This window comes from Endozoicomonas sp. ALC020 (assembly GCF_049275935.1).
Taxonomy (GTDB): Bacteria; Pseudomonadota; Gammaproteobacteria; order Pseudomonadales; family Endozoicomonadaceae; genus Endozoicomonas_A.
On the sequence record NZ_CP184830.1, the window covers coordinates 5413822 to 5436267 of the forward strand.

Genomic DNA, 22446 nt, shown 5'->3' on the forward strand with positions numbered 1-22446 from the left:
AAATAGCATGGAGAATCAGCCCTAATCTGATCAGCCGCCGTTCTTTGATGGAGTTATTCAATGATCCAACTGAGAAAATGAGAGTCAATTTACTCATGAATCAGGGGGCTGGAGCTTGGGTATGTTTAGCCGGACAGTAGTGAGAAATCATATCAATTTCCCAGATGAACTTTATTTATTAAAAATGATTCTATCTTCAATAAGAAGTCGTTTAAAAGTTGTTAACTTGCCTATAGGTGCATAGTTACGAAGGTGTAACCTCTGCTATAAAGACCTCTTAAAGAGATTTAAAAGCTGAATGTCGGAGCATTGCAACAAAGCTGCTTTATTCTGTCTACCCTGAAATTAATAAACTATAAACTGTTTTTTCGTGAATATAAGAGCGAAGGGAACTCGCCTTATTCTGTGCTTGAGTTGGCTGCACAGCACTTGGATCGAGTTTCCTCTTTTCCCTCAGGATTCAGAGAGTACAGAAATATGAATTCAAGCTCAGGAAACTCTGCACCTGCTATTGGTGAGATCTCAGCAGCGTCTGGTAAAGTGATCGCCATAAAGCCGGATGGAACCCAAATAGTTCTCGAGCCAGGGGACAAAGTTTTTCTTAATGATCGGGTCGTTTCAGAAAATGGTGATCTCGTTGTCATTACAACATCGAATAATCAGGTTCTGGAACTGAGTGGTCAGCAGTCACTTACTCTTACAGACAGTGTGCTGTCCGGTCAGGATACTGATATCGATGAAGAACAGGCCGAGGAAGAGCTGGCTGATGAAGAGGTTCGGGACGCTGTTGCTGAAGGAGCAGATCCCGGTTCTCCAACAGAAGCTTCAGCGGCAAAAGAAGATACCTCCGAAGAGAGAAGTCCTGACCAGACAGAACCCAGGCTTGCCCCATCAGATATCCCTGTTATCACGCTTGAAACTGATGACCAGTTAGATGAGGAATCCATTACCGAGTCTTCTGAGATCCTGACTGCCAGCAGCAGGCCTGTCACTAACGAAGTTGTTCAACAACAAGAATCTGAGAAAGAATCGGAGACTCCAGAGCCTGTCGTTATTTCGTACCAGCCTGTCGCTCAGGCATTGTCAATGGATGGTAATGAAGATTCACCGATCCTTCAGGGACAGCTTTCTGCGACAGATAATAGTGGTGGTGCTGGCGGAGCATTGACGTACTCTCTGGTTTCTGCAACGGAAGCAGGTTCAATAAATATAAGTGGTGATGGCTCTTTTGAGTTCAAGCCTGGAGCAGACTTTGACTATCTGGCAAAGGGTGAAAGCCAGACTGTTACTTTTGTTTTTGAGGTTATCAATTCACAGGGAAACAGAAGTCAGGCATCCGTAGGCATCACGATAGAAGGTGTCAACGATACGCCTGAAGTAGAGGCTCCGATTGTTCTTGATCTAAATCAGAATGACTCTGGCATTAGTCTGGATCTTTTACAAAAAGCCAGTGATAAGGATCTGGACGATGAATTGTCTGTTACCAGCCTTCGTCTGGTTTCTGGTAACGAAGCTGGCGTCAGTGTGACCGAAGAAGGATCAGAGCTGGTTATTGATCCGGAAGCTTATAAGTACCTAGCCGTTGGCGAGATGGAAATCATCACCTACGAATATCAAGTATCGGATTCACAGGGAGATTTTACGACCCAAACCGCCAGCATCACCCTGGCAGGAAGTAATGATGACCCGGTAGTTCAAAATGCAATTTTATTGAGGACTAACCAGAATTCGCCATCAAAGAGTATTGATTTGTTGGCAGGTAGTACTGATGTTGATCAGACCGACACCTTAGATGTTGTGAACCTCCGACTCACCGCCGGTGATCCGGTTGGCATCAGTATCTCGGAGGATGGTAACAGCCTGTCTCTGGATTCGTCCGCTTATAACTATTTGGCGGCAGGGGAATCAGAAAGAATTGATTACAGCTACGAAGTTGACGATGGTCATGGGGGAACGGTTAGCCAGAGTGCTTCAATAACCATTGAAGGCCTCAACGACGCTCCCACTATTAGCAATGCCACTGATGTTGCCGGTGCAGTCACCGAGATTGTCGACGGGGGTGCCGGTGAAAACAGCAACAGCCTGACCGACACTGGCTCGTTCACCATTGCTGATGTCGATCTGAGTGACCAGCAGACTGTCAGCGTCAGTGCCGGGGCTAATGGTTATCTGGGCAGCCTGACGGCCACCGTGGCGGATGACACCCAGGGCGACGGCAGCGGTCGGATTGACTGGAGTTTCAGCGTTGATGATGCCGACATCGATTACCTGGGCGCCGGTCAGACTCTGACCCAGACCTACACCGTCACAGTTGACGATGGCGAAGGCGGTACCGTTGATCAGCAGTTGACTATCACCCTGACCGGCACCAACGACGCACCTACTATTGCCAGTGCCACCGATGTTGCCGGTGCAGTCACCGAGATTGTCGACGGGGGTGCCGGTGAAAACAGCAACAGCCTGACCGACACTGGCTCGTTCACCATTGCTGATGTCGATCTGAGTGACCAGCAGACTGTCAGCGTCAGTGCCGGGGCCAATGGTTATGTGGGCAGCCTGACGGCTAGCGTGGCAGATGACACCCAGGGCGACGGTAGCGGTCGGATTGACTGGAGTTTCAGTGTTGATGATGCCGACATCGATTACCTGGGCGCCGGTCAGACTCTGACCCAAACCTACACCGTCACAGTTGACGATGGCGAAGGCGGTACCGTTGATCAGCAGGTGACTATCACCCTGACCGGCACCAATGATGCACCTACTATTGCCAGTGCCACCGATGTTGCCGGTGCAGTCACCGAGATTGTCGACGGGGGTGCCGGTGAAAACAGCAACAGCCTGACCGACACTGGCTCGTTCACCGTTGCTGATGTCGATCTGAGTGACCAGCAGACTGTCAGCGTCAGTGCCGGGGCCAATGGTTATCTGGGCAGCCTGACGGCTAGCGTGGCAGATGACACCCAGGGCGACGGCAGCGGTCGGATTGACTGGAGTTTCAGTGTTGATGATGCCGACATCGATTATCTGGGCGCCGGTCAGACTCTGACCCAGACCTACACTGTCACAGTTGACGATGGCGAAGGCGGTACCGTTGATCAGCAGGTGACTATCACCCTGACCGGCACCAACGACGCACCTACTATTACCAGTGCCACCGATGTTGCCGGTGCAGTCACCGAGATTGTCGACGGGGGTGCCGGTGAAAACAGCAACAGCCTGAGTGATACTGGCTCGTTCACCATTGCTGATGTCGATCTGAGTGACCAGCAGACTGTCAGCGTCAGTGCCGGGGCCAATGGTTATCTGGGCAGCCTGACGGCCACCGTGGCAGATGACACCCAGGGCGACGGCAGCGGTCGGATTGACTGGAGTTTCAGTGTTGATGATGCCGACATCGATTACCTGGGCGCCGGTCAGACTCTGACTCAGACCTACACCGTCACAGTTGACGATGGCGAAGGCGGTACCGTTGATCAGCAGGTGACTATCACCCTGACCGGCACCAACGACGCACCTACTATTACCAGTGCCACCGATGTTGCCGGTGCAGTCACCGAGATTGTCGACGGGGGTGCCGGTGAAAACAGCAACAGCCTGACCGACACTGGCTCGTTCACCATTGCTGATGTCGATCTGAGTGACCAGCAGACTGTCAGCGTCAGTGCCGGGGCTAATGGTTATCTGGGCAGCCTGACGGCTACTGTGGCGGACGACACTCAGGGTGACGGCAGCGGCCGGATCGACTGGAGCTTCAGTGTTGATGATGCCGACGTCGATTATCTGGGTGTCGGCCAGACCCTGACCCAAACCTACACCGTGACTGTTGATGATGGCGAAGGCGGTACTGTCGATCAGCAGGTGACTATCACTCTGACCGGAACCAACGATGCGCCTACCATCAGCAGCGCCACTGATGTCTCCGGTACAGTCACCGAGATTGTCGACGGTGGCGCCGGTGAGAACAGTAACACCCTGACCGACAGCGGCTCGTTCACTATTGCCGATGTCGATCTGAGTGATCAGCAGAGTGTCAGTGTCAGTGCCGGGGCTAATGGTTATCTGGGCAGCCTGACGGCTACTGTGGCGGACGACACCCAGGGCGACGGCAGCGGCCGGATCGACTGGAGCTTCAGTGTTGATGATGCTGACGTCGATTATCTGGGTGTCGGCCAGACCCTGACCCAAACCTACACCGTGACTGTTGATGATGGCGAAGGCGGTACTGTCGATCAGCAGGTGACTATCACCCTGACCGGAACCAACGATGCGCCTACCATCAGCAGTGCCACCGATGTCTCCGGTACAGTCACCGAGATTTTCGACGGTGGCGCCGGTGAGAACAGTAACACCCTGACCGACAGCGGCTCCTTCACTATTGCCGATGTCGATCTGAGTGATCAGCAGAGTGTCAGTGTTAGAGCCGGGGCTAATGGTTATTTGGGCAGCCTGACGGCTACCGTGGCGGACGATACTCAGGGTGACGGCAGCGGCCGGATCGACTGGAGTTTCAGTGTTGATGATGCTGACGTCGATTATCTGGGTGCCGGTCAGACTCTGACCCAGACTTATACCGTCACTGTTGACGACGGCGAAGGCGGTACTGTCGATCAGCAGGTGACTATCACCCTGACCGGAACCAACGACACGGCGGTGATCACCGGCGCTGATACCGGCAGTGTTACTGAGGACGCTGGCAACACTCTGATGACTTCCGGTATTCTGTCTGTCACCGATGTTGATGGCGGTGAAGCCAGTTTCACCCCAGAGACCGTCACCGGTAGCTACGGTTCATTGACTATTGATGGCAGTGGTAGCTGGAGCTATTCGGTGGATAACAGTCTATCGGCTATCCAGACCTTGGGGGATGGTGACACCTTGACTGAGACGGTGACAGTCAAGTCCCTGGATGGCACTACCCACGATATTGTTATCACCATTAACGGCACCAACGACACAGCGGTGATCACCGGCGCTGATACCGGCAGTGTTACTGAGGACGCTGGCAACACCCTGATGACTTCTGGCAGTCTGACTGTTACCGATGTCGATGGTGGTGAAGCCAGTTTCACTGCGGAGACCGTCACCGGTAGCTACGGTTCATTGACTATTGATGGCAGTGGTAGCTGGAGCTATTCGGTGGATAACAGTCTATCGGCTATCCAGACCTTGGGGGATGGTGACACCTTGACTGAGACGGTGACAGTCAAGTCCCTGGATGGCACTACCCACGATATTGTTATCACCATTAACGGCACCAACGACACGGCGGTGATCACCGGCGCTGATACCGGCAGTGTTACTGAGGACGCTGGCAACACCCTGATGACTTCCGGCAGTCTGACTGTTACCGATGTTGATGGCGGTGAAGCCAGTTTCACCCCAGAGACCATCACTGGCAGTTACGGTTCATTGACCATTGATGGCAGCGGTAGCTGGAGCTATTCGGCGGATAACAGTCTATCAGCTATCCAGTCACTGGGTGATGGTGACACCTTGACTGAGACAGTGACAGTCAAGTCCCTGGATGGCACTACCCAAGATATTGTTATCACCATTAACGGCACCAACGACGCGGCGGTGATCACCGGCGCTGATACTGGCAGTGTTACTGAGGACGCTGGCAACACCCTGATGACTTCCGGCAGTCTGACTGTTACCGATGTTGATGGCGGTGAAACCAGTTTCACTGCAGAGACCATCACCGGCAGTTACGGTTCATTGACCATTGATGGCAGCGGTAGCTGGAGCTATTCAGCGGATAACAGTCTATCGGCTATCCAGTCATTGGGGGATGGTGACACCTTGACTGAGACAGTGACAGTCAAGTCCCTGGATGGCACTACCCACGATATTGTTATCACCATTAACGGCACCAACGACGCGGCGGTAATCACCGGCGCTGATACCGGCAGTGTTACCGAAGATGCTGGCAACACCCTGATGACTTCCGGCAGTCTGACTGTTACCGATGTTGATGGCGGTGAAGCCAGTTTCACTGCAGAGACCATCACCGGCAGTTACGGTTCATTGACCATTGATGGCAGCGGTAGCTGGAGCTATTCGGCGGATAACAGTCTATCGGCTATCCAGACCTTGGGGGATGGTGACACCTTGACTGAGACGGTGACAGTCAAGTCCCTGGATGGCACTACCCACGATATTGTTATCACCATTAATGGCACCAACGACACGGCGGTGATCACCGGCGCTGATACCGGCAGTGTTACTGAGGACGCTGGCAACACTCTGATGACTTCTGGCAGTCTGACTGTTACCGATGTCGATGGTGGTGAAGCCAGTTTCACTGCGGAGACCGTCACCGGTAGCTACGGTTCATTGACCATTGATGGCAGTGGTAGCTGGAGCTATTCGGCCAGTAACAGCAATGCTGACATCCAGGCTCTGGGAGATGGTGGCACCTTGACGGAGACTGTGACAGTCAAGTCCCTGGATGGCACTACCCATGATATTCTTATCACCATTAACGGCACCAACGACACGGCGGTGATCACCGGCGCTGATACCGGCAGTGTTACTGAGGACGCTGGTAACACCCTGATGACTTCCGGCAGTCTGACTGTTACCGATGTTGATGGCGGTGAAGCCAGTTTCACTGCAGAGACTATCACCGGCAGTTACGGTTCATTGACCATTGATGGCAGCGGTAGCTGGAGCTATTCAGCGGATAACAGTCTATCGGCTATCCAGTCATTGGGGGATGGTGACACCTTGACTGAGACAGTGACAGTCAAGTCCCTGGATGGCACTACCCAAGATATTGTTATCACCATTAACGGCACCAACGACGCGGCGGTGATCACCGGCGCTGATACTGGCAGTGTTACTGAGGACGCTGGCAACACCCTGATGACTTCCGGCAGTCTGACTGTTACCGATGTTGATGGTGGTGAAGCCAGTTTCACTGCAGAGACCATCACCGGCAGTTACGGTTCATTGACCATCGATGGCAGCGGTAGCTGGAGCTATTCAGCGGATAACAGTCTATCGGCTATCCAGACCTTGGGGGATGGTGACACCCTGACCGAGACAGTGACAGTCAAGTCCCTGGATGGCACTACCCACGATATTGTTATCACCATTAACGGCACCAACGACACGGCGGTGATCACCGGCGCTGATACTGGCAGTGTTACTGAGGACGCTGGCAACACTCTGATGACTTCTGGCAGTCTGACTGTTACCGATGTCGATGGTGGTGAAGCCAGTTTCACTGCAGAGACCATCACCGGTAGCTACGGTTCATTGACCATTGATGGCAGTGGTAGCTGGAGCTATTCGGCGGATAACAGTCTATCGGCTATCCAGACCTTGGGGGATGGTGACACCTTGACTGAGACGGTGACAGTCAAGTCCCTGGATGGTACTACCCACGATATTGTTATCACCATTAACGGCACCAACGACACGGCGGTGATCACCGGCGCTGATACCGGCAGTGTTACTGAGGACGCTGGCAACACCCTGATGACTTCTGGCAGTCTGACTGTTACCGATGTCGATGGTGGTGAAGCCAGTTTCACTGCGGAGACCGTCACCGGTAGCTACGGTTCACTGACCATTGATGGCAGCGGTAGCTGGAGCTATTCGGCGGATAACAGTCTATCGGCTATCCAGACCCTGGGGGATGGTGACACCTTGACTGAGACGGTGACAGTCAAGTCCCTGGATGGCACTACCCACGATATTGTTATCACCATTAACGGCACCAACGACACGGCGGTGATCACCGGCGCTGATACCGGCAGTGTTACTGAGGACGCTGGCAACACCCTGATGACTTCCGGCAGTCTGACTGTTACCGATGTTGATGGCGGTGAAGCCAGTTTCACTGCAGAGACTATCACCGGCAGTTACGGTTCATTGACCATTGATGGCAGCGGTAGCTGGAGCTATTCAGCGGATAACAGTCTATCGGCTATCCAGTCATTGGGGGATGGTGACACCTTGACTGAGACAGTGACAGTCAAGTCCCTGGATGGCACTACCCATGATATTGTTATCACCATTAACGGTACCAACGACGCGGCGGTAATCACCGGCGCTGATACCGGCAGTGTTACTGAGGACGCTGGCAACACTCTGATGACTTCCGGTATTCTGTCTGTCACCGATGTTGATGGCGGTGAAGCCAGTTTCACCCCAGAGACCGTCACTGGCAGCTACGGTTCATTGACCATTGATGGCAGTGGTAGCTGGAGCTATTCGGCGGATAACAGTCTATCAGCTATCCAGTCTCTGGGGGATGGTGACACCTTGACGGAGACGGTGACAGTCAAGTCCCTGGATGGCACTACCCACGATATTGTTATCACCATTAACGGCACCAACGACGCAGCGGTGATCACCGGCGCTGATACCGGCAGTGTTACTGAGGACGCTGGCAACACTCTGATGACTTCCGGTAGTCTGTCTGTCTCCGATGTTGATGGCGGTGAAGCCAGTTTCACCCCAGAGACCGTCACCGGCAGCTACGGTTCATTGACCATTGATGGCAGTGGCAGCTGGAGCTATTCGGCGAGCAACAGCCATGCTGACATTCAGGCCCTGGAGGTTGGTGACACCTTGACTGAGACTTTGACAGTCAAGTCCCTGGATGGCACTACCCACGATATTGTTATCACTATTAACGGCGCCAACGACGCGGCGGTGATCACCGGCGATGATACCGGCAGTGTCACTGAGGATGCGAGCAACACCCTGATGGCTTCTGGCAGTCTGACTGTTACCGACGTCGATAGTGGTGAAGCCAGTTTCGCCCCAGAGACCGTCACCGGCAGCTACGGTTCATTGACTATGGCCAGCGACGGCAGCTGGAGCTATTCGGCCAGCAATAGTCAGGCTGACATTCAGGCTCTGGGGGATGGTGACACCCTGACCGATACTGTCACCGTGAAGTCCTTGGATGGCACTACCCACAATATTGTTATTACCATTAACGGCACCAACGACTCGGCAGTGATCACCGGCGCTGATACCGGCAGTGTTACTGAGGACTCCAGCAATACCCTGATGACCTCCGGCAGCCTGACTGTTACCGATGTTGATGGCGGTGAGGCCAGTTTCACCCCAGAGACCGTCACCGGCAGCTACGGTTCATTGACTATGGCTAGCGACGGCAGCTGGAGCTATTCGGCCAGCAACAGTAAGGCCGACATTCAGGCCCTGGGGGATGGCGACACTCTGACCGATACTGTCACGGTGAAGTCCCCGGATGGCACTACCCACGATATTGTTATCACCATCAACGGTACCAACGATGCTGCGGTGATCACCGGCGCTGATACCGGCAGCGTCACTGAGGATGCGAGCAACACCCTGATGGCTTCTGGCAGTCTGACTGTTACCGACGTCGATAGTGGTGAAGCCAGTTTCACCCCAGAGACCGTCACCGGCAGCTACGGTTCATTGACTATGGCTAGCGACGGCAGCTGGAGCTATTCGGCCAGCAGCAGTCAGGCCGACATTCAGGCCCTGGGGGATGGCGACACTCTGACCGATACTGTCACGGTGCAGTCCCTGGATGGCACTACCCACGATATTGTTATCACCATCAACGGTACCAACGATGCTGCGGTGATCACCGGTACTGACACCGGCAGCGTCACTGAGGATGCGAGCAACACCCTGATGGCTTCTGGCAGTCTGACTGTCACCGACGTCGATAGTGGTGAAGCCAGTTTCACCCCAGAGACCGTCACCGGCAGCTACGGTTCATTGACTATGGCTAGCGACGGCAGCTGGAGCTATTCGGCCAGCAGCAGTCAGGCCGACATTCAGGCCCTGGGGGATGGCGACACTCTGACCGATACTGTCACGGTGCAGTCCCTGGATGGCACTACCCACGATATTGTTATCACCATCAACGGTACCAACGATGCTGCGGTGATCACCGGTACTGACACCGGCAGCGTCACTGAGGATGCGAGCAACACCCTGATGGCTTCTGGCAGTCTGACTGTCACCGACGTCGATAGTGGTGAAGCCAGTTTCACCCCAGAGACCGTCACCGGCAGCTACGGTTCATTGACTATGGCTAGCGACGGCAGCTGGAGCTATTCGGCTAGCAACAGTCAGGCCGACATTCAGGCTCTGGGGGATGGTGACACCCTGACCGATACTGTCACCGTGAAGTCCTTGGATGGCACTACCCACAATATTGTTATTACCATTAACGGCACCAACGACGCGGCAGTGATCACCGGCGCTGATACCGGCAGTGTTACTGAGGACTCCAGCAATACCCTGATGACCTCCGGCAGCCTGACTGTTACCGATGTTGATGGCGGTGAGGCCAGTTTCACCCCAGAGACCGTCACCGGCAGCTACGGTTCATTGACCATTGATGGCAGTGGTAGCTGGAGCTATTCGGCCAGTAACAGCAATGCTGACATCCAGGCTCTGGGAGATGGTGGCACCTTGACGGAGACTGTGACAGTCAAGTCTCTGGATGGCACTACCCATGATATTCTTATCACCATTGACGGCACCAACGACACGGCGGTGATCACCGGCGCTGATACTGGCAATGTTACTGAGGACGCTGGCAACACCCTGATGACTTCCGGCAGTCTGACTGTTACCGATGTTGATGGCGGTGAAGCCAGTTTCACTGCGGAGACCGTCACCGGTAGCTACGGTTCATTGACCATTGATGGCAGCGGTAGCTGGAGCTATTCGGCGGATAACAGTCTATCGGCTATCCAGACCCTGGGGGATGGTGACACCCTGACCGAGACGGTGACAGTCAAGTCCCTGGATGGCACTACCCAAGATATTGTTATCACCATTAACGGCACCAACGACGCGGCGGTAATCACCGGCGCTGATACCGGCAGTGTTACTGAGGACGCTGGCAACACCCTGATGACTTCCGGCAGTCTGACTGTTACCGATGTTGATGGCGGTGAAGCCAGTTTCACTGCAGAGACCATCACCGGCAGTTACGGTTCATTGACCATTGATGGCAGCGGTAGCTGGAGCTATTCAGCGGATAACAGTCTATCAGCTATCCAGTCTCTGGGGGATGGTGACACCTTGACTGAGACAGTGACAGTCAAGTCCCAAGATGGCACTAACCACGATATTGTTATCACCATTAACGGCACCAACGACGCGGCGGTAATCACCGGCGCTGATACCGGCAGTGTTACCGAAGATGCTGGCAACACCCTGATGACTTCCGGCAGCTTGGCTGTCACCGATGTTGATGGCGGCGAGGCCAGTTTCACTGCAGAGACCGTCACCGGCAGCTACGGTTCATTGACTATGGCCAGCGACGGCAGCTGGAGCTATTCGGCCAGTAACAGCCATGCCGACATTCAGGCCCTGGGGGATGGCGACACCTTGACCGAGACCATCACCGTGCAGTCCCTGGATGGCACTACCCATAATATTGTTATCACCATCAACGGCACCAACGACGCGGCGGTGATTACCGGCGCTGATACCGGTAGTGTTACTGAGGACGCGGGCAACACCCTGACGACTTCCGGCAGCCTGACTGTCACCGATGTTGATGGTGGTGAAGCCAGTTTCACCGCAGAGACCGTCACCGGCAGCTACGGTTCATTGACTATGGCCAGCGACGGCAGCTGGAGCTATTCGGCCAGTAACAGCCATGCCGACATTCAGGCCCTGGGGGATGGCGACACCTTGACCGAGACCATCACCGTGCAGTCCCTGGATGGCACTACCCACAACATTGTTATCACCATCAATGGCACCAACGACGCGGCGGTGATTACCGGCGCTGATACCGGTAGTGTTACTGAGGACGCGGGCAACACCCTGACGACTTCCGGCAGCCTGACGGTCACCGATGTTGATGGTGGTGAAGCCAGTTTCACCGCAGAGACCGTCACCGGCAGCTATGGTTCATTGACTATGGCCAGCGACGGCAGCTGGAGCTATTCGGCCAGTAACAGCCATGCCGACATTCAGGCCCTGGGGGATGGCGACACCTTGACCGAGACCATCACCGTGCAGTCCCTGGATGGCACTACCCATAATATTGTTATCACCATCAACGGCACCAACGATGCGGCGGTGATCACTGGTGCTGATACCGGCAGTGTCACTGAGGATGCTGGTAACACCCTGACGACTTCCGGCAGCCTGACGGTCGCCGATGTTGATGGTGGTGAAGCCAGTTTCACCGCAGAGACCGTCACCGGCAGCTACGGTTCATTGACTATGGCCAGCGACGGCAGCTGGAGCTATTCGGCCAGTAACAGCCATGCCGACATTCAGGCCCTGGGGGATGGCGACACCTTGACCGAGACCATCACCGTGCAGTCCCTGGATGGCACAACCCATAATATTGTTATCACCATCAACGGCACCAACGATGCGGCGGTGATCACTGGTGCTGACACAGGCAGTGTCACTGAGGACGCGGGCAACACCCTGATGACTTCCGGCAGCTTGGCTGTCACCGATGTTGATGGCGGCGAGGCTAGTTTCACTGCAGAGACCGTCACCGGCAGCTACGGTTCATTGACTATGGCCAGCGACGGCAGCTGGAGCTATTCGGCGAGCAACAGTCAGGCCGACATTCAGGCCCTGGGGGATGGTGACACCTTGACCGAGACTTTGACGGTCAAGTCCCTGGATGGCACTACCCACAACATTGTTATCACCATCAATGGCACCAACGACGCGGCGGTGATTACCGGCGCTGATACCGGCAGTGTCACTGAGGATGCTGGTAACACGCTGACGACCTCGGGTAGCCTAACTGTCACTGATGTTGATGGTGGTGAAGCCAGTTTCACCCCAGAGACCGTCACCGGCAGCTACGGTTCATTGACTATGGCCAGCGACGGCAGCTGGAGCTATTCGGCGAGCAACAGCCAGGCCGACATTCAGGCCCTGGGGGATGGTGACACCCTGACCGAGACGGTGACGGTGAAGTCCCTGGATGGCACTACCCACGATATTGTTATCACCATTAACGGCACCAACGATGCACCTACTGCTGCGGATAATAACCTAAGTCTCAGTGAGGCGGGACAGCATACCTTTACCAATGCAGAATTCGGATTCAGCGATGTGGATTCCGGGGATAGCCTTGCTTCCATTACCTTTACGTCACTGCCCACTACGGGGAGCCTGACGTTGAACGGCAGTGCTGTCTCCGTTAACCAGGTGATCAGTGCCGGAGATATCCCCAACTTGGTGTTTACTGCAGATGCCAGCATTAACGGTAGCCACCATGGCAGTATAGGTTTCAAAGTGAGTGATGGTGCACTGGAGAGCAGCGCCCATACCATTGACTTTTATACACCGCCTAAAATTGATTCGGTGATGCTGGATGGCAGTTTCCAGCCTGTAATCACAGGTACCGGTCAACCAGATGCCGTCCTGAATTTCACTATTAATGGTAACAATTACAGTGCATCGGTTGGCAGTGATGGTAACTGGAGTTTCACGCCCTCGTTAACACTGAACGATGGTGATCCGCTGAATATCAGTGTTACCTCTACGGAAGCAGGTGGTATTGCCAGTTCTGCGACCACTTATAGTGCAAATGTTAGCCGTGGTGACGCTCAGGATAATACCGTAACAGGCGGCAACAACACTGACTTTATGTATGGTGATGCAGGTGCGGATGTGCTCACTGGTGGTGAGGGCGATGATTGGTTAACGGGTGGTAGTGGTCAGGATCGTTTTGTCTGGCAGGCTGGCGATGGTGGCTCGGCCGGTGATCCGGCCATTGACCGCATTACCGATTTTTCCGTCGGTGCCGGTGGTGACATTCTCGATTTGCACTCCCTTCTCAGTGGCGAGGAAAATACCACCGCAGATCAGTTTATTCATTTCCGCACAGAAGGCAGTGATACCATCATTGATGTCAGCGTTGTTGCCGGTGGTGATGTAATACAGCAGATTGTGCTGGAAAACACAGATCTCTCGCCGCTGGGTAATACGGACCAGGAAATTATTGAGCAGCTACTGAGCGATGGTCAGCTCACACTTGCCCGAACCATTGCCATTGATAACAACATAATGGGTGACAACCAGATCAGCGCTGCCGAAGAAGGTGCCGTTCTCGTTTCCGGTGTTGGTGAGCCTGGTGCTTCCATTCAGGTCGAAATTGAAGACACATCAGCTGCGACTGTTTCCGCCACCGTCACGGTTAGACTGGATGGCACCTGGAGTTTGGCGGGTAGCGAACTGGATGTCAGTGCTCTGTCTGACGGCCAGCTCGATATTACCGTTACCCAGACTGACAGTGCTGGCAATGTCACAACGGATAATTCAACCGTCATGTTCTCCGGTACTGCTCCCACCCTGTCCTCTGCTGAAATCGTGGCCAATACCCAGAATCTGGTGCTGACTTTTAGTGAAAATATGGACAGGGACAGCACCCCTGATCTGGCTGACTTTGATGTAGCCATTGATGGTAGTGCTGTCAATGTTCTAAACATCTCCTACCTCAACGATACCCAGATTCGCCTCAGTCTTGACACTGCGGTCAGTCCCTCGGGCAATTTGACGCTTGATTACACACCGGGCAGTAATGTTCTTCAGGAACAGGTAGGGATCAACCCGTTTGCGGCATTGAGCGGTTTTTCAGCCACGGTGACACCTGATGTTTCAGCAGCAGTCCGCCAGAATATGACCGTAGAGGGTGACCAGCTGATCGTTGAGTATAACGAAGCACTTGACCCTGGCAGCGTTCCTGACAACAGCGCCTTCACTCTGTCTCTGGTGGGTGGCGGCAGCCGCACGGTATCAAACGTCAGCATTTCCGGTAGCCGAATGACATTGACCCTGGACAGCCCGGTTGGCGATTCAGATATCGTTCAGCTGTCCTATAGCGTGGTGGATGCCAGCAATAATGGGGGTGGTCCCATTCAAGATGCCCAGGGCAATGATAGCAGTGATTTCACTAGTGCTCTGGTTGAGAATAATACCGACACCTCGGTACCCACACTCAACAATGCTGTGGTAGACGGTGATACCCTCATCCTGACTTACTCGGAGGATCTGAACGAGAGTGTCAGCCTGACCGGTATTCTGGATGTTGAAGTGGCGGGTGCCAGCAGGTCGATCAGCAGTGCCTCGATCAGTGGCAATCAGGTGACGGTGCAGCTGACCAGTCCTGTGGCAGACGGGGAGTCGGTGACCTTCAGTTACAGTCCGTCCAGTGCTGACAGCAGTAGTAACAACGACCGGGTCGAAGACTTGCGAGGCTTTGATGCCGCTGCCCTCAATCATGGCGACGTGACCGTCACCAATATCACGGATACGATTTCGCCCAGCCTTTCCACCGCCGAGGTGGATGGTAACACTGTGACATTAACCTTCAGTGAGGCATTGAATGGTAATGCCACCATCAACCCCTCCCTGTTCAGTATTGTCGTAGATGGGCAAAGTGAATCGGTCAGTAGCCTTGCCATCAACGGCCAGCAACTGACCCTGACGCTCTCCAAAGCGATTACCGATGGCCAGTCGGTGACTCTGGATTACACTCCGCCCGCTGCGGGCAGTGCTCTGGACAATGATCGCCTGGAAGACCTTGTCGGCAATGACACTTCTTCGATATCCAGCTTCTCCGTCGACAACGTGACCAACAGCGGTGGTAACCCGGAAGTCGTGCGCCTTTACAGTGATGACGCCGATCAGTGGTATCGCGATGGTGACACCATTACCGTCAAAGTAGAGTTTTCTGAGCCAGTTCAGGTGACAGGGAACCCAACCCTGCAGCTGGAAACAGGAACCATTGATCGCCTTGCTACCTACAGCGGTGGGACAGGAACGAATGTCCTGTCATTTACCTACACGGTGGCTAACCCTGATGAGTCTGCCGACCTCAATGCATTATCCACCTCTGCACTGGATCTTGGTGGCGGTACGATTGCCGACCTTTTAGGTAACAACGCAGACTTGCTCCTGCCTGAGCTGAATGAAGCCGGAGCCCTGGCTCAACAAAACGACATCAGGATTGATACGGTGTCTCCTACCGTAGGGCTCAGCAGCAGCTCAGCCAGTTCAGCGGGCATTCTGACGCTCTCCGGCGATGGTTTCAGCTCACTGCTGTCACCAGGTGAGTCTACCGATACCGATCTGACTGGCAGACTGGACTGGTCAAAACTTTCATGGCGGGTTGTAGACAATAGCGGTAGTAACACAGATATCAGCTTTAGCGCTGCTGATATTGAATCCGCTCTGGCCGTGAACGATCAACAATTGAACATCAAGATCAGCAGTAACAAGCTTGCCAGCATGCGTGCCACTTCAGGCTATGGTAACGAGGAAGGTCAGGATCTGATCCGGATTACCAGTGATGGCTTCTTCCAGGATGCGGCTGGTAACACCATGAACGATGGCAACAGCGCTGGCGTGGAGATCTTCATACTGCCTCCTGATGGTATTGCACCTTCTATCAGCGGTGTCACCAGCCTGACAGCGGATGGGGAATACGCAACGGGTTCCGTTATCCGTTTGCAGGTGAGCTTTGATGAGGCCGTGGAGGTGACGGGTACGCCGGTACTGTTGTTGGGCACTGGTGACAATATCTCTGCTGCCCGGTTCAGTTCCGGGTCTGGCACTCAGGAGCTGGTGTTTGAGTACACCGTTCAGCCAGGAGATGAGGCGCCTGACCTGGATGTGCTCAGTGCCAGTGCCTTGCAGCTTAATGGTGGCACGATTAAAGACCTCTCGGGCAACGCCGCTGTGCTGACAGTACCTGTTGCCGCCAATAGCGATTCACTGGCCAGTACGGCGGATATCTTGATTGATGGCTCCGCCCCTGATGTGTCGATTACCGGGGTGACTCTGGCTCCCGAAGGCGCCAATGATCAAAAGCTGACCATCAATGGCAGTGGTTTTGATGCGTTACTGGGCAGTGGCGAATCCGTTGGCCTGAGCCTGACAGGAGACGAGCTGTCACGGTTTGACTGGAGCAAGCTGTCTATAAAACTGAAACAGCCTGATGGTAGCTTTGAAAGTGTCAGTCTTGACGCCTCCGATATTGGTTCAGTAGAGATTCACAACAACCGGCTTGAGATTGTCATTGATGAAGGCGTCAACAAGGTACTGGACAACAACGGTTTCAGTACCGTATCAGGTGACACAGCACTGGACATCAGTCAAGGCTTTATGGCTGACCGGGCGGGCAACCGATCTACTACCGATGCCCTTGCTGATCAGGCGGTCACTGTCACCAGCAACGGCGCTACGGTTCTTAATGTTTCCTCCGACACCGTAGACGGAAGCTATCAGGCCGGTGATGAGATTCTGATTCGCGTTCGGTTCAGTGAAAAGGTCTCGCTGCAAAATTACGACGCCAACAATGATCCTCTCTTGTTGTTGCTCAATGACAGGCAGCCGACCCTCCCGGCCGATCCTTATGGGGGTAATGCCGTTTATGTCTCCGGTGATGGTACCAGGGAGTTTGTGTTCCGCCATACCGTGAGTGCCGGGGAAAACATTGATGACCTTAACTATCGTGATACCAGTTCCCTGACATTCAGTAACGGCGTTTCAGGTTCGCCGGCTGTGAGTTCCCTGGTCAACGGTGCTGGCAGCAGCGTCAGCCTGACATTGCCCGGAACCGCCAGCACTGAATCACTGGCAGGTAGCAGTGACATTGTTATTGACACAGATGCAGCTACCACCACCATCACCAGTGCCGCCTACGATGAAAACAACAATCAGCTCCTGCTGAAGGGAGCGGACTTTGATCAACTGCTGAACAACAGCGAAAGTGCCACCGCTGATCTTTCAGGCAGGCTGGACTGGAGCAAGCTGGTGATTGATATCGACAAGGATGACGGTATCACACAAAACATCAGCTTCTCTGCCAATGATGTGACGGTTGCCCGTCTGGCGGGAACGGATACCCTGTCGATCCAGTTGACTGACGCCAAGGCTGCTGAACTTGAGGGTATTTTTGGTTACAAGGGCTCGGAGGACGGTGTTGATATCCAGGCGGGATTCCTGAGGGATCTGGCGGGTAACGAAGGGGCAGCGGCAGTCAGTGACCTGACCCTGGATTACGCCGATATTGCTGCTCCGACAGTGGTGCAGGTAAGTTTTGAAGATCCTGGTCGATTTATTAATGGCGATGAGGTGGTCATTCTTATCCAGCTGAGTGAGTCTGTGTCCATCACTGGCATTGACGCCTCTGATGCCAGCACCTACCCAACCCTGACACTTGATAACGGCGCTGTGGCCACCTTTGACAGTGGTGCAGGTACCGATACATTGAGGTTTGTCTACACCGTTGGCTCGGGCAACAGTGAAAACACTCAGGGGCTTAACTATGCCTCGGATTCGGCACTGACCATACCTGCAGGAGTCATGATCTTTGACTCCGCGGGAAATAACATGCTGCCCACGCTGCCTCCGGTTAACAGTAATGATGCGCTGGCCCAGACGGGTAACGCCATCGTAGATGTTAATGCTCCGGAAATTACCGCAGTCAACAGCCTGACCACCGATGGCCCTTACAATGAAGGTAAGGTGATCCAGCTTGAGGTGTCTTTTACTGAAGCTGTTGATATTACTGGAATTCCAGCCCTAAATCTGGATACCGGCGGACAGGCCACATACTCCAGTGGTGCCGGAACGGACAAACTGGTGTTCAGTTATACGGTTGGCAGTGGTGAAGATAGCTCAGACCTGGATGTCAGCAGCCTGGATCTATCCAGTGGCAGCATTACCGACCTTGCCGGTAATTCGGTTGATGTCAGCACGCTTCCGACGGGAGCCCAGGCTAACTCTCTGGCGAGCAATGCAGCTCTTGAAATTGATACGACTGATCCTTCATTACCGGGTCTGGACTCTGTCAATGTCTGGGCAGGTAATAGTGGCCACCCAGGCGCAATATTTATCTATTCGGATGGCCTTGCTAAGCTTGATGCAGACGAAGTCAGCCAGATGACTCCGGACTGGAGCAAGCTGTACGTGGAGAATAAAGATACGGGTGATCGGCACTACTTCAAGGATGGGGACTTTACAACAGACAGTTTTTCTCGACACAACAGCTTTCAGTATGAGATGGATATATTTTTCACTCAGGAAGGTGGTGATGCCTTTAAACAAAATTTCCGGGGTTATACCGACTGGCCTGATAAGCTCGTAGTGCATGTCGAGGAAGGCTTTTTAGTGGATCGTGCAGGAAACGGTTATTCTTTTTCATCCCCACAAAATGGTTTGGATATGGAGGTGTTGCACCATCTAAATGCCTCAGGACAATCATCCATTCAGAATAATGAAATTACTGACATCCGTGTCGTCTCAAATAATGATACCTATAAGGCGGGTGAAGAGCTGCTGATTCAAGTGGACTTTAACCATGTGGTTAAACTGGATTACAGTACAACGCCAGAACTCAGATTGGATATAGGTGGAGTGCAGCGTTCAGCGATTCTCGACACTTCTGCCCACCCGAGCAATGAATACAACAACAGCTTTTTGTTCCGTTACACCATTCAGGGCGGTGATAACGTCACTGGCAGTATTTCCCTTGCAGCGTCTAACCCAATTGACACCGTGTTTAAGGAACCCGATGCATACTCATGGATTAATTCTCAAGTCAGTGTCAACTCAGATCGAAACATAACCCTGACACCGCCTTCAGGAGCAGGTTCTCTGGATAACAACAGTTCAGATCTGATTATTGATACGACCGCTCCTCTTACCACCATTGCATCGGCCAGTTATGACCCCGATACCAATCAGCTGGAGCTGTCGGGTTCAAACTTCAATGATATTTTAAGTGGCAACACCGCCGCTGACAGTGCTGAGTTAAGGCTGGTGCTGGACTGGAGCAAGATCAGTTACAAGGTCAATGGATCATTGACCGAGAGCTTCACTGAAGATGATGTACTGTCCGCCAAAGTGTTGGATAACAACAAACTCGTTATTGAGTTGGCAGCGGCCAAAGCTGATAGTATTGAAACCAACTCCGGTGGTGATTATAGCGATGATACGCTGGATGTCTCCGCCGGATTTATAAAGGATCTGGCTGGTAATGAGTCTACCACCGACGCGCTTTCTGCAGGCAGCGTGACTCAGGCGGATTTGAAAGCACCTGATTTAACTTCATCCCTGGCGTCCAGTAATGAACTTGTGCTGGGCTTCTCCGAAGCCATTTCCGGCTCGCCCTCGAACTCTGACTTTACCGTTCAAATTGACGGCAGTGCACGTCTGGTGACTGGAGTTGCCATAAGCGGTCAAGAAGTTACCGTGACTTTTGATGGTGCCCAGATTGACGGTTCAGAACAGTTATTGTTCAGTTACACCGGCAGTAGCCTGAGTGACAGCAGTGGTAATGATGTGGTCACCATCAGTGACCGGGTGGCAGGCTTTGACCATAGTTCCAGTGCCGGTTTGGATACTCTGATTGGCGATATCGGGGATGATATTTTCACCATTGACCATGACGATGTCACTGCTTCTGGCGGCCTGGGGGCTGATATCTTTGATTTTAATGCCACCGGCACTGCGCAAAACCCTGCCGAGCTGATTATTACCGATTTCAACACCGATGAAGGCGACGTGTTGAAGCTGGATGATATTCTGGTGGATCCAAGTGACAGCCTTGATGAGCATTTCCATTTTGTTGCCAGCGGCAATGATACCGTGATGGAAATCAGTGACACGGCCAATGGCGATGTCACGAAGAAAGTCACTTTCAAGGAAGTTGACCTGTTCGCCCTGGGCGGCAGTGATGCTGATATTCTTAATAACCTGATGGATAACAATAATCTCGATCATGGTACCAGTCCTTAGACTGGATATTTAATAGAGTGTCAAACTTATCGTTCTGTTATTTTTTCGAATGACACATTCTGTTGCCCTGTTCGTATATTGCGTGGATATGACGACAGAATGCTGTCATGGCGGGAAAAGAGCTACCATAAGCTATCAACTCACCTGCTAAACAGTGACTCTTTCCCACTTGCGGGTTTGCCAGACCATGACAAAAGCCATGGAGCTGATCAGTCTCTGCAACGTCTGAACCAGCCAGACTGCAGTCAGTCCAAGCCCGAGTACAGGACCAACCAGCCAGCATAGTGGCAGCAGGATTAACCACTGTCCGGCGGCTCTTATGCCCAGTACAGTGCGATTTGCACCAGCACCCAAAAGGGCTTGGGTGAATACCAGAGAGGCTGCATCAAGGAAGATGCTCATACCGGTCAGCTGAAGAGGAATTTTTCCCATTTCGACAAGAGATTCCTGGTGGAGAAAGAGGCTCAGCAGGAGCTCTGGAGCAATAAGTAATGGAAGGCTCAGGAACAGCAGCACACTGGCAGCCACCTTGACAATATCCCAGCCCCAGCGCCAGGCTTTATCGGGTTTGCCGGCTCCCAGGCTCTGACTCACCAGAGTATTAGCGGCCATACCCATACCCATACCCGGTAAAATTAATAGCAGGGAAATATTCATAAGAACATGAGCTACGGCCAGCTCACCGGTACCCATCCGGGCAATGATAGCAAACAGCACCATAAAGCCAAAAGAGAACAGCAACTGTTGCAGAGAGTCCGGAACAGCCAGTCGAATCAGTCGAATGGTCTGCCTGAAGTCACGCTTTATTAAAAATCTGAAGTCCATGAATCCCTGTTCTCTGGCGATCCCCATAAGGCTGAACATATTCAGCATGGCGGCGAGGTACATAGCCAGGAAAGTGCCAAGCGCCGCACCGGCCACACCCATTGCTGGTAATGGACCTATGCCGTAGATAAGGCAGAAACTTACCAGCGCATTGAAGAGGTGGGAGATGACCAGAATGCGCAGAAACCCTGAAGGTCTGCCAGTGCCATTCCAGTAACCTCTAAAAGACAGGCAAAGAGCGGCGGCAGTCAGAGACATGACGCGAATGCGAAAATAGCTAACGGCAGTGTCATGCACTAGTTCACCCTGGTTAAAAATTTGCAATATCCAGGGGGCTAACACCATCAAGATGAGACTGACAGGTAGGGCAAAGAATAGTGCGATGATGATGCCATGGTTGACGGGTGTCGCACAGTGAAGGCTATGGCCAGCACCTAATCTGCGAGCTACCTGAGCTTGTACACCGGCGGAGAGTCCTGCAACAAGGGAGAGTGCGACAAAGTTTGCGTAACTGGCGGCACCTACCGCAGCAAGTGCTTCTTTTCCCAAGGGCCCAACCAGGGCAGCGTCGACAAGATTCAAGAGGCTTTGAGACAGCATCGCTATGATGATAGGGGTGCTCAATTTCAGTATGGTAGTTACGCGCTGTTTCAAGCAAACCTCAGGCTTTTTAGATGTTTCTGTTAGATTGTATGTGTTTAGAAGTGCCTGTGTCACGCCAGAACTGAATGCTTTTTATCTTGCAGCAGAGATCCCAGGCTGGGTTCTAATGAGAATATTCCCGTGCTGAAGACTTGCTGGAAAAGCGGTTCAATGTATTAAACATTTCAGTGGCAGGAACAGATCTTTGGTAGC

At 53.2% G+C, this 22446-nt stretch carries 2 protein-coding genes; one reads left to right on the plus strand and one right to left on the minus strand.

Translation table 11 applies throughout. The features are described 5' to 3' along the window. The first annotated feature begins 477 nt into the window (after window positions 1–477). Window positions 478–20766, plus strand: coding sequence for a VCBS domain-containing protein (locus ACOJUO_RS19840; RefSeq protein ID WP_422137911.1), 20289 nt, complete (start codon window positions 478–480; stop codon window positions 20764–20766). A 147-nt stretch (window positions 20767–20913) separates the two neighbouring features. Here the strand turns inward: ACOJUO_RS19840 and ACOJUO_RS19845 are convergent, their stop codons facing one another. Next, complete coding sequence (locus tag ACOJUO_RS19845) at window positions 20914–22245, minus strand: MATE family efflux transporter (RefSeq protein WP_422133659.1); 1332 nt, start codon at window positions 22243–22245, stop codon at window positions 20914–20916. Window positions 22246–22446 lie beyond the last annotated feature (201 nt).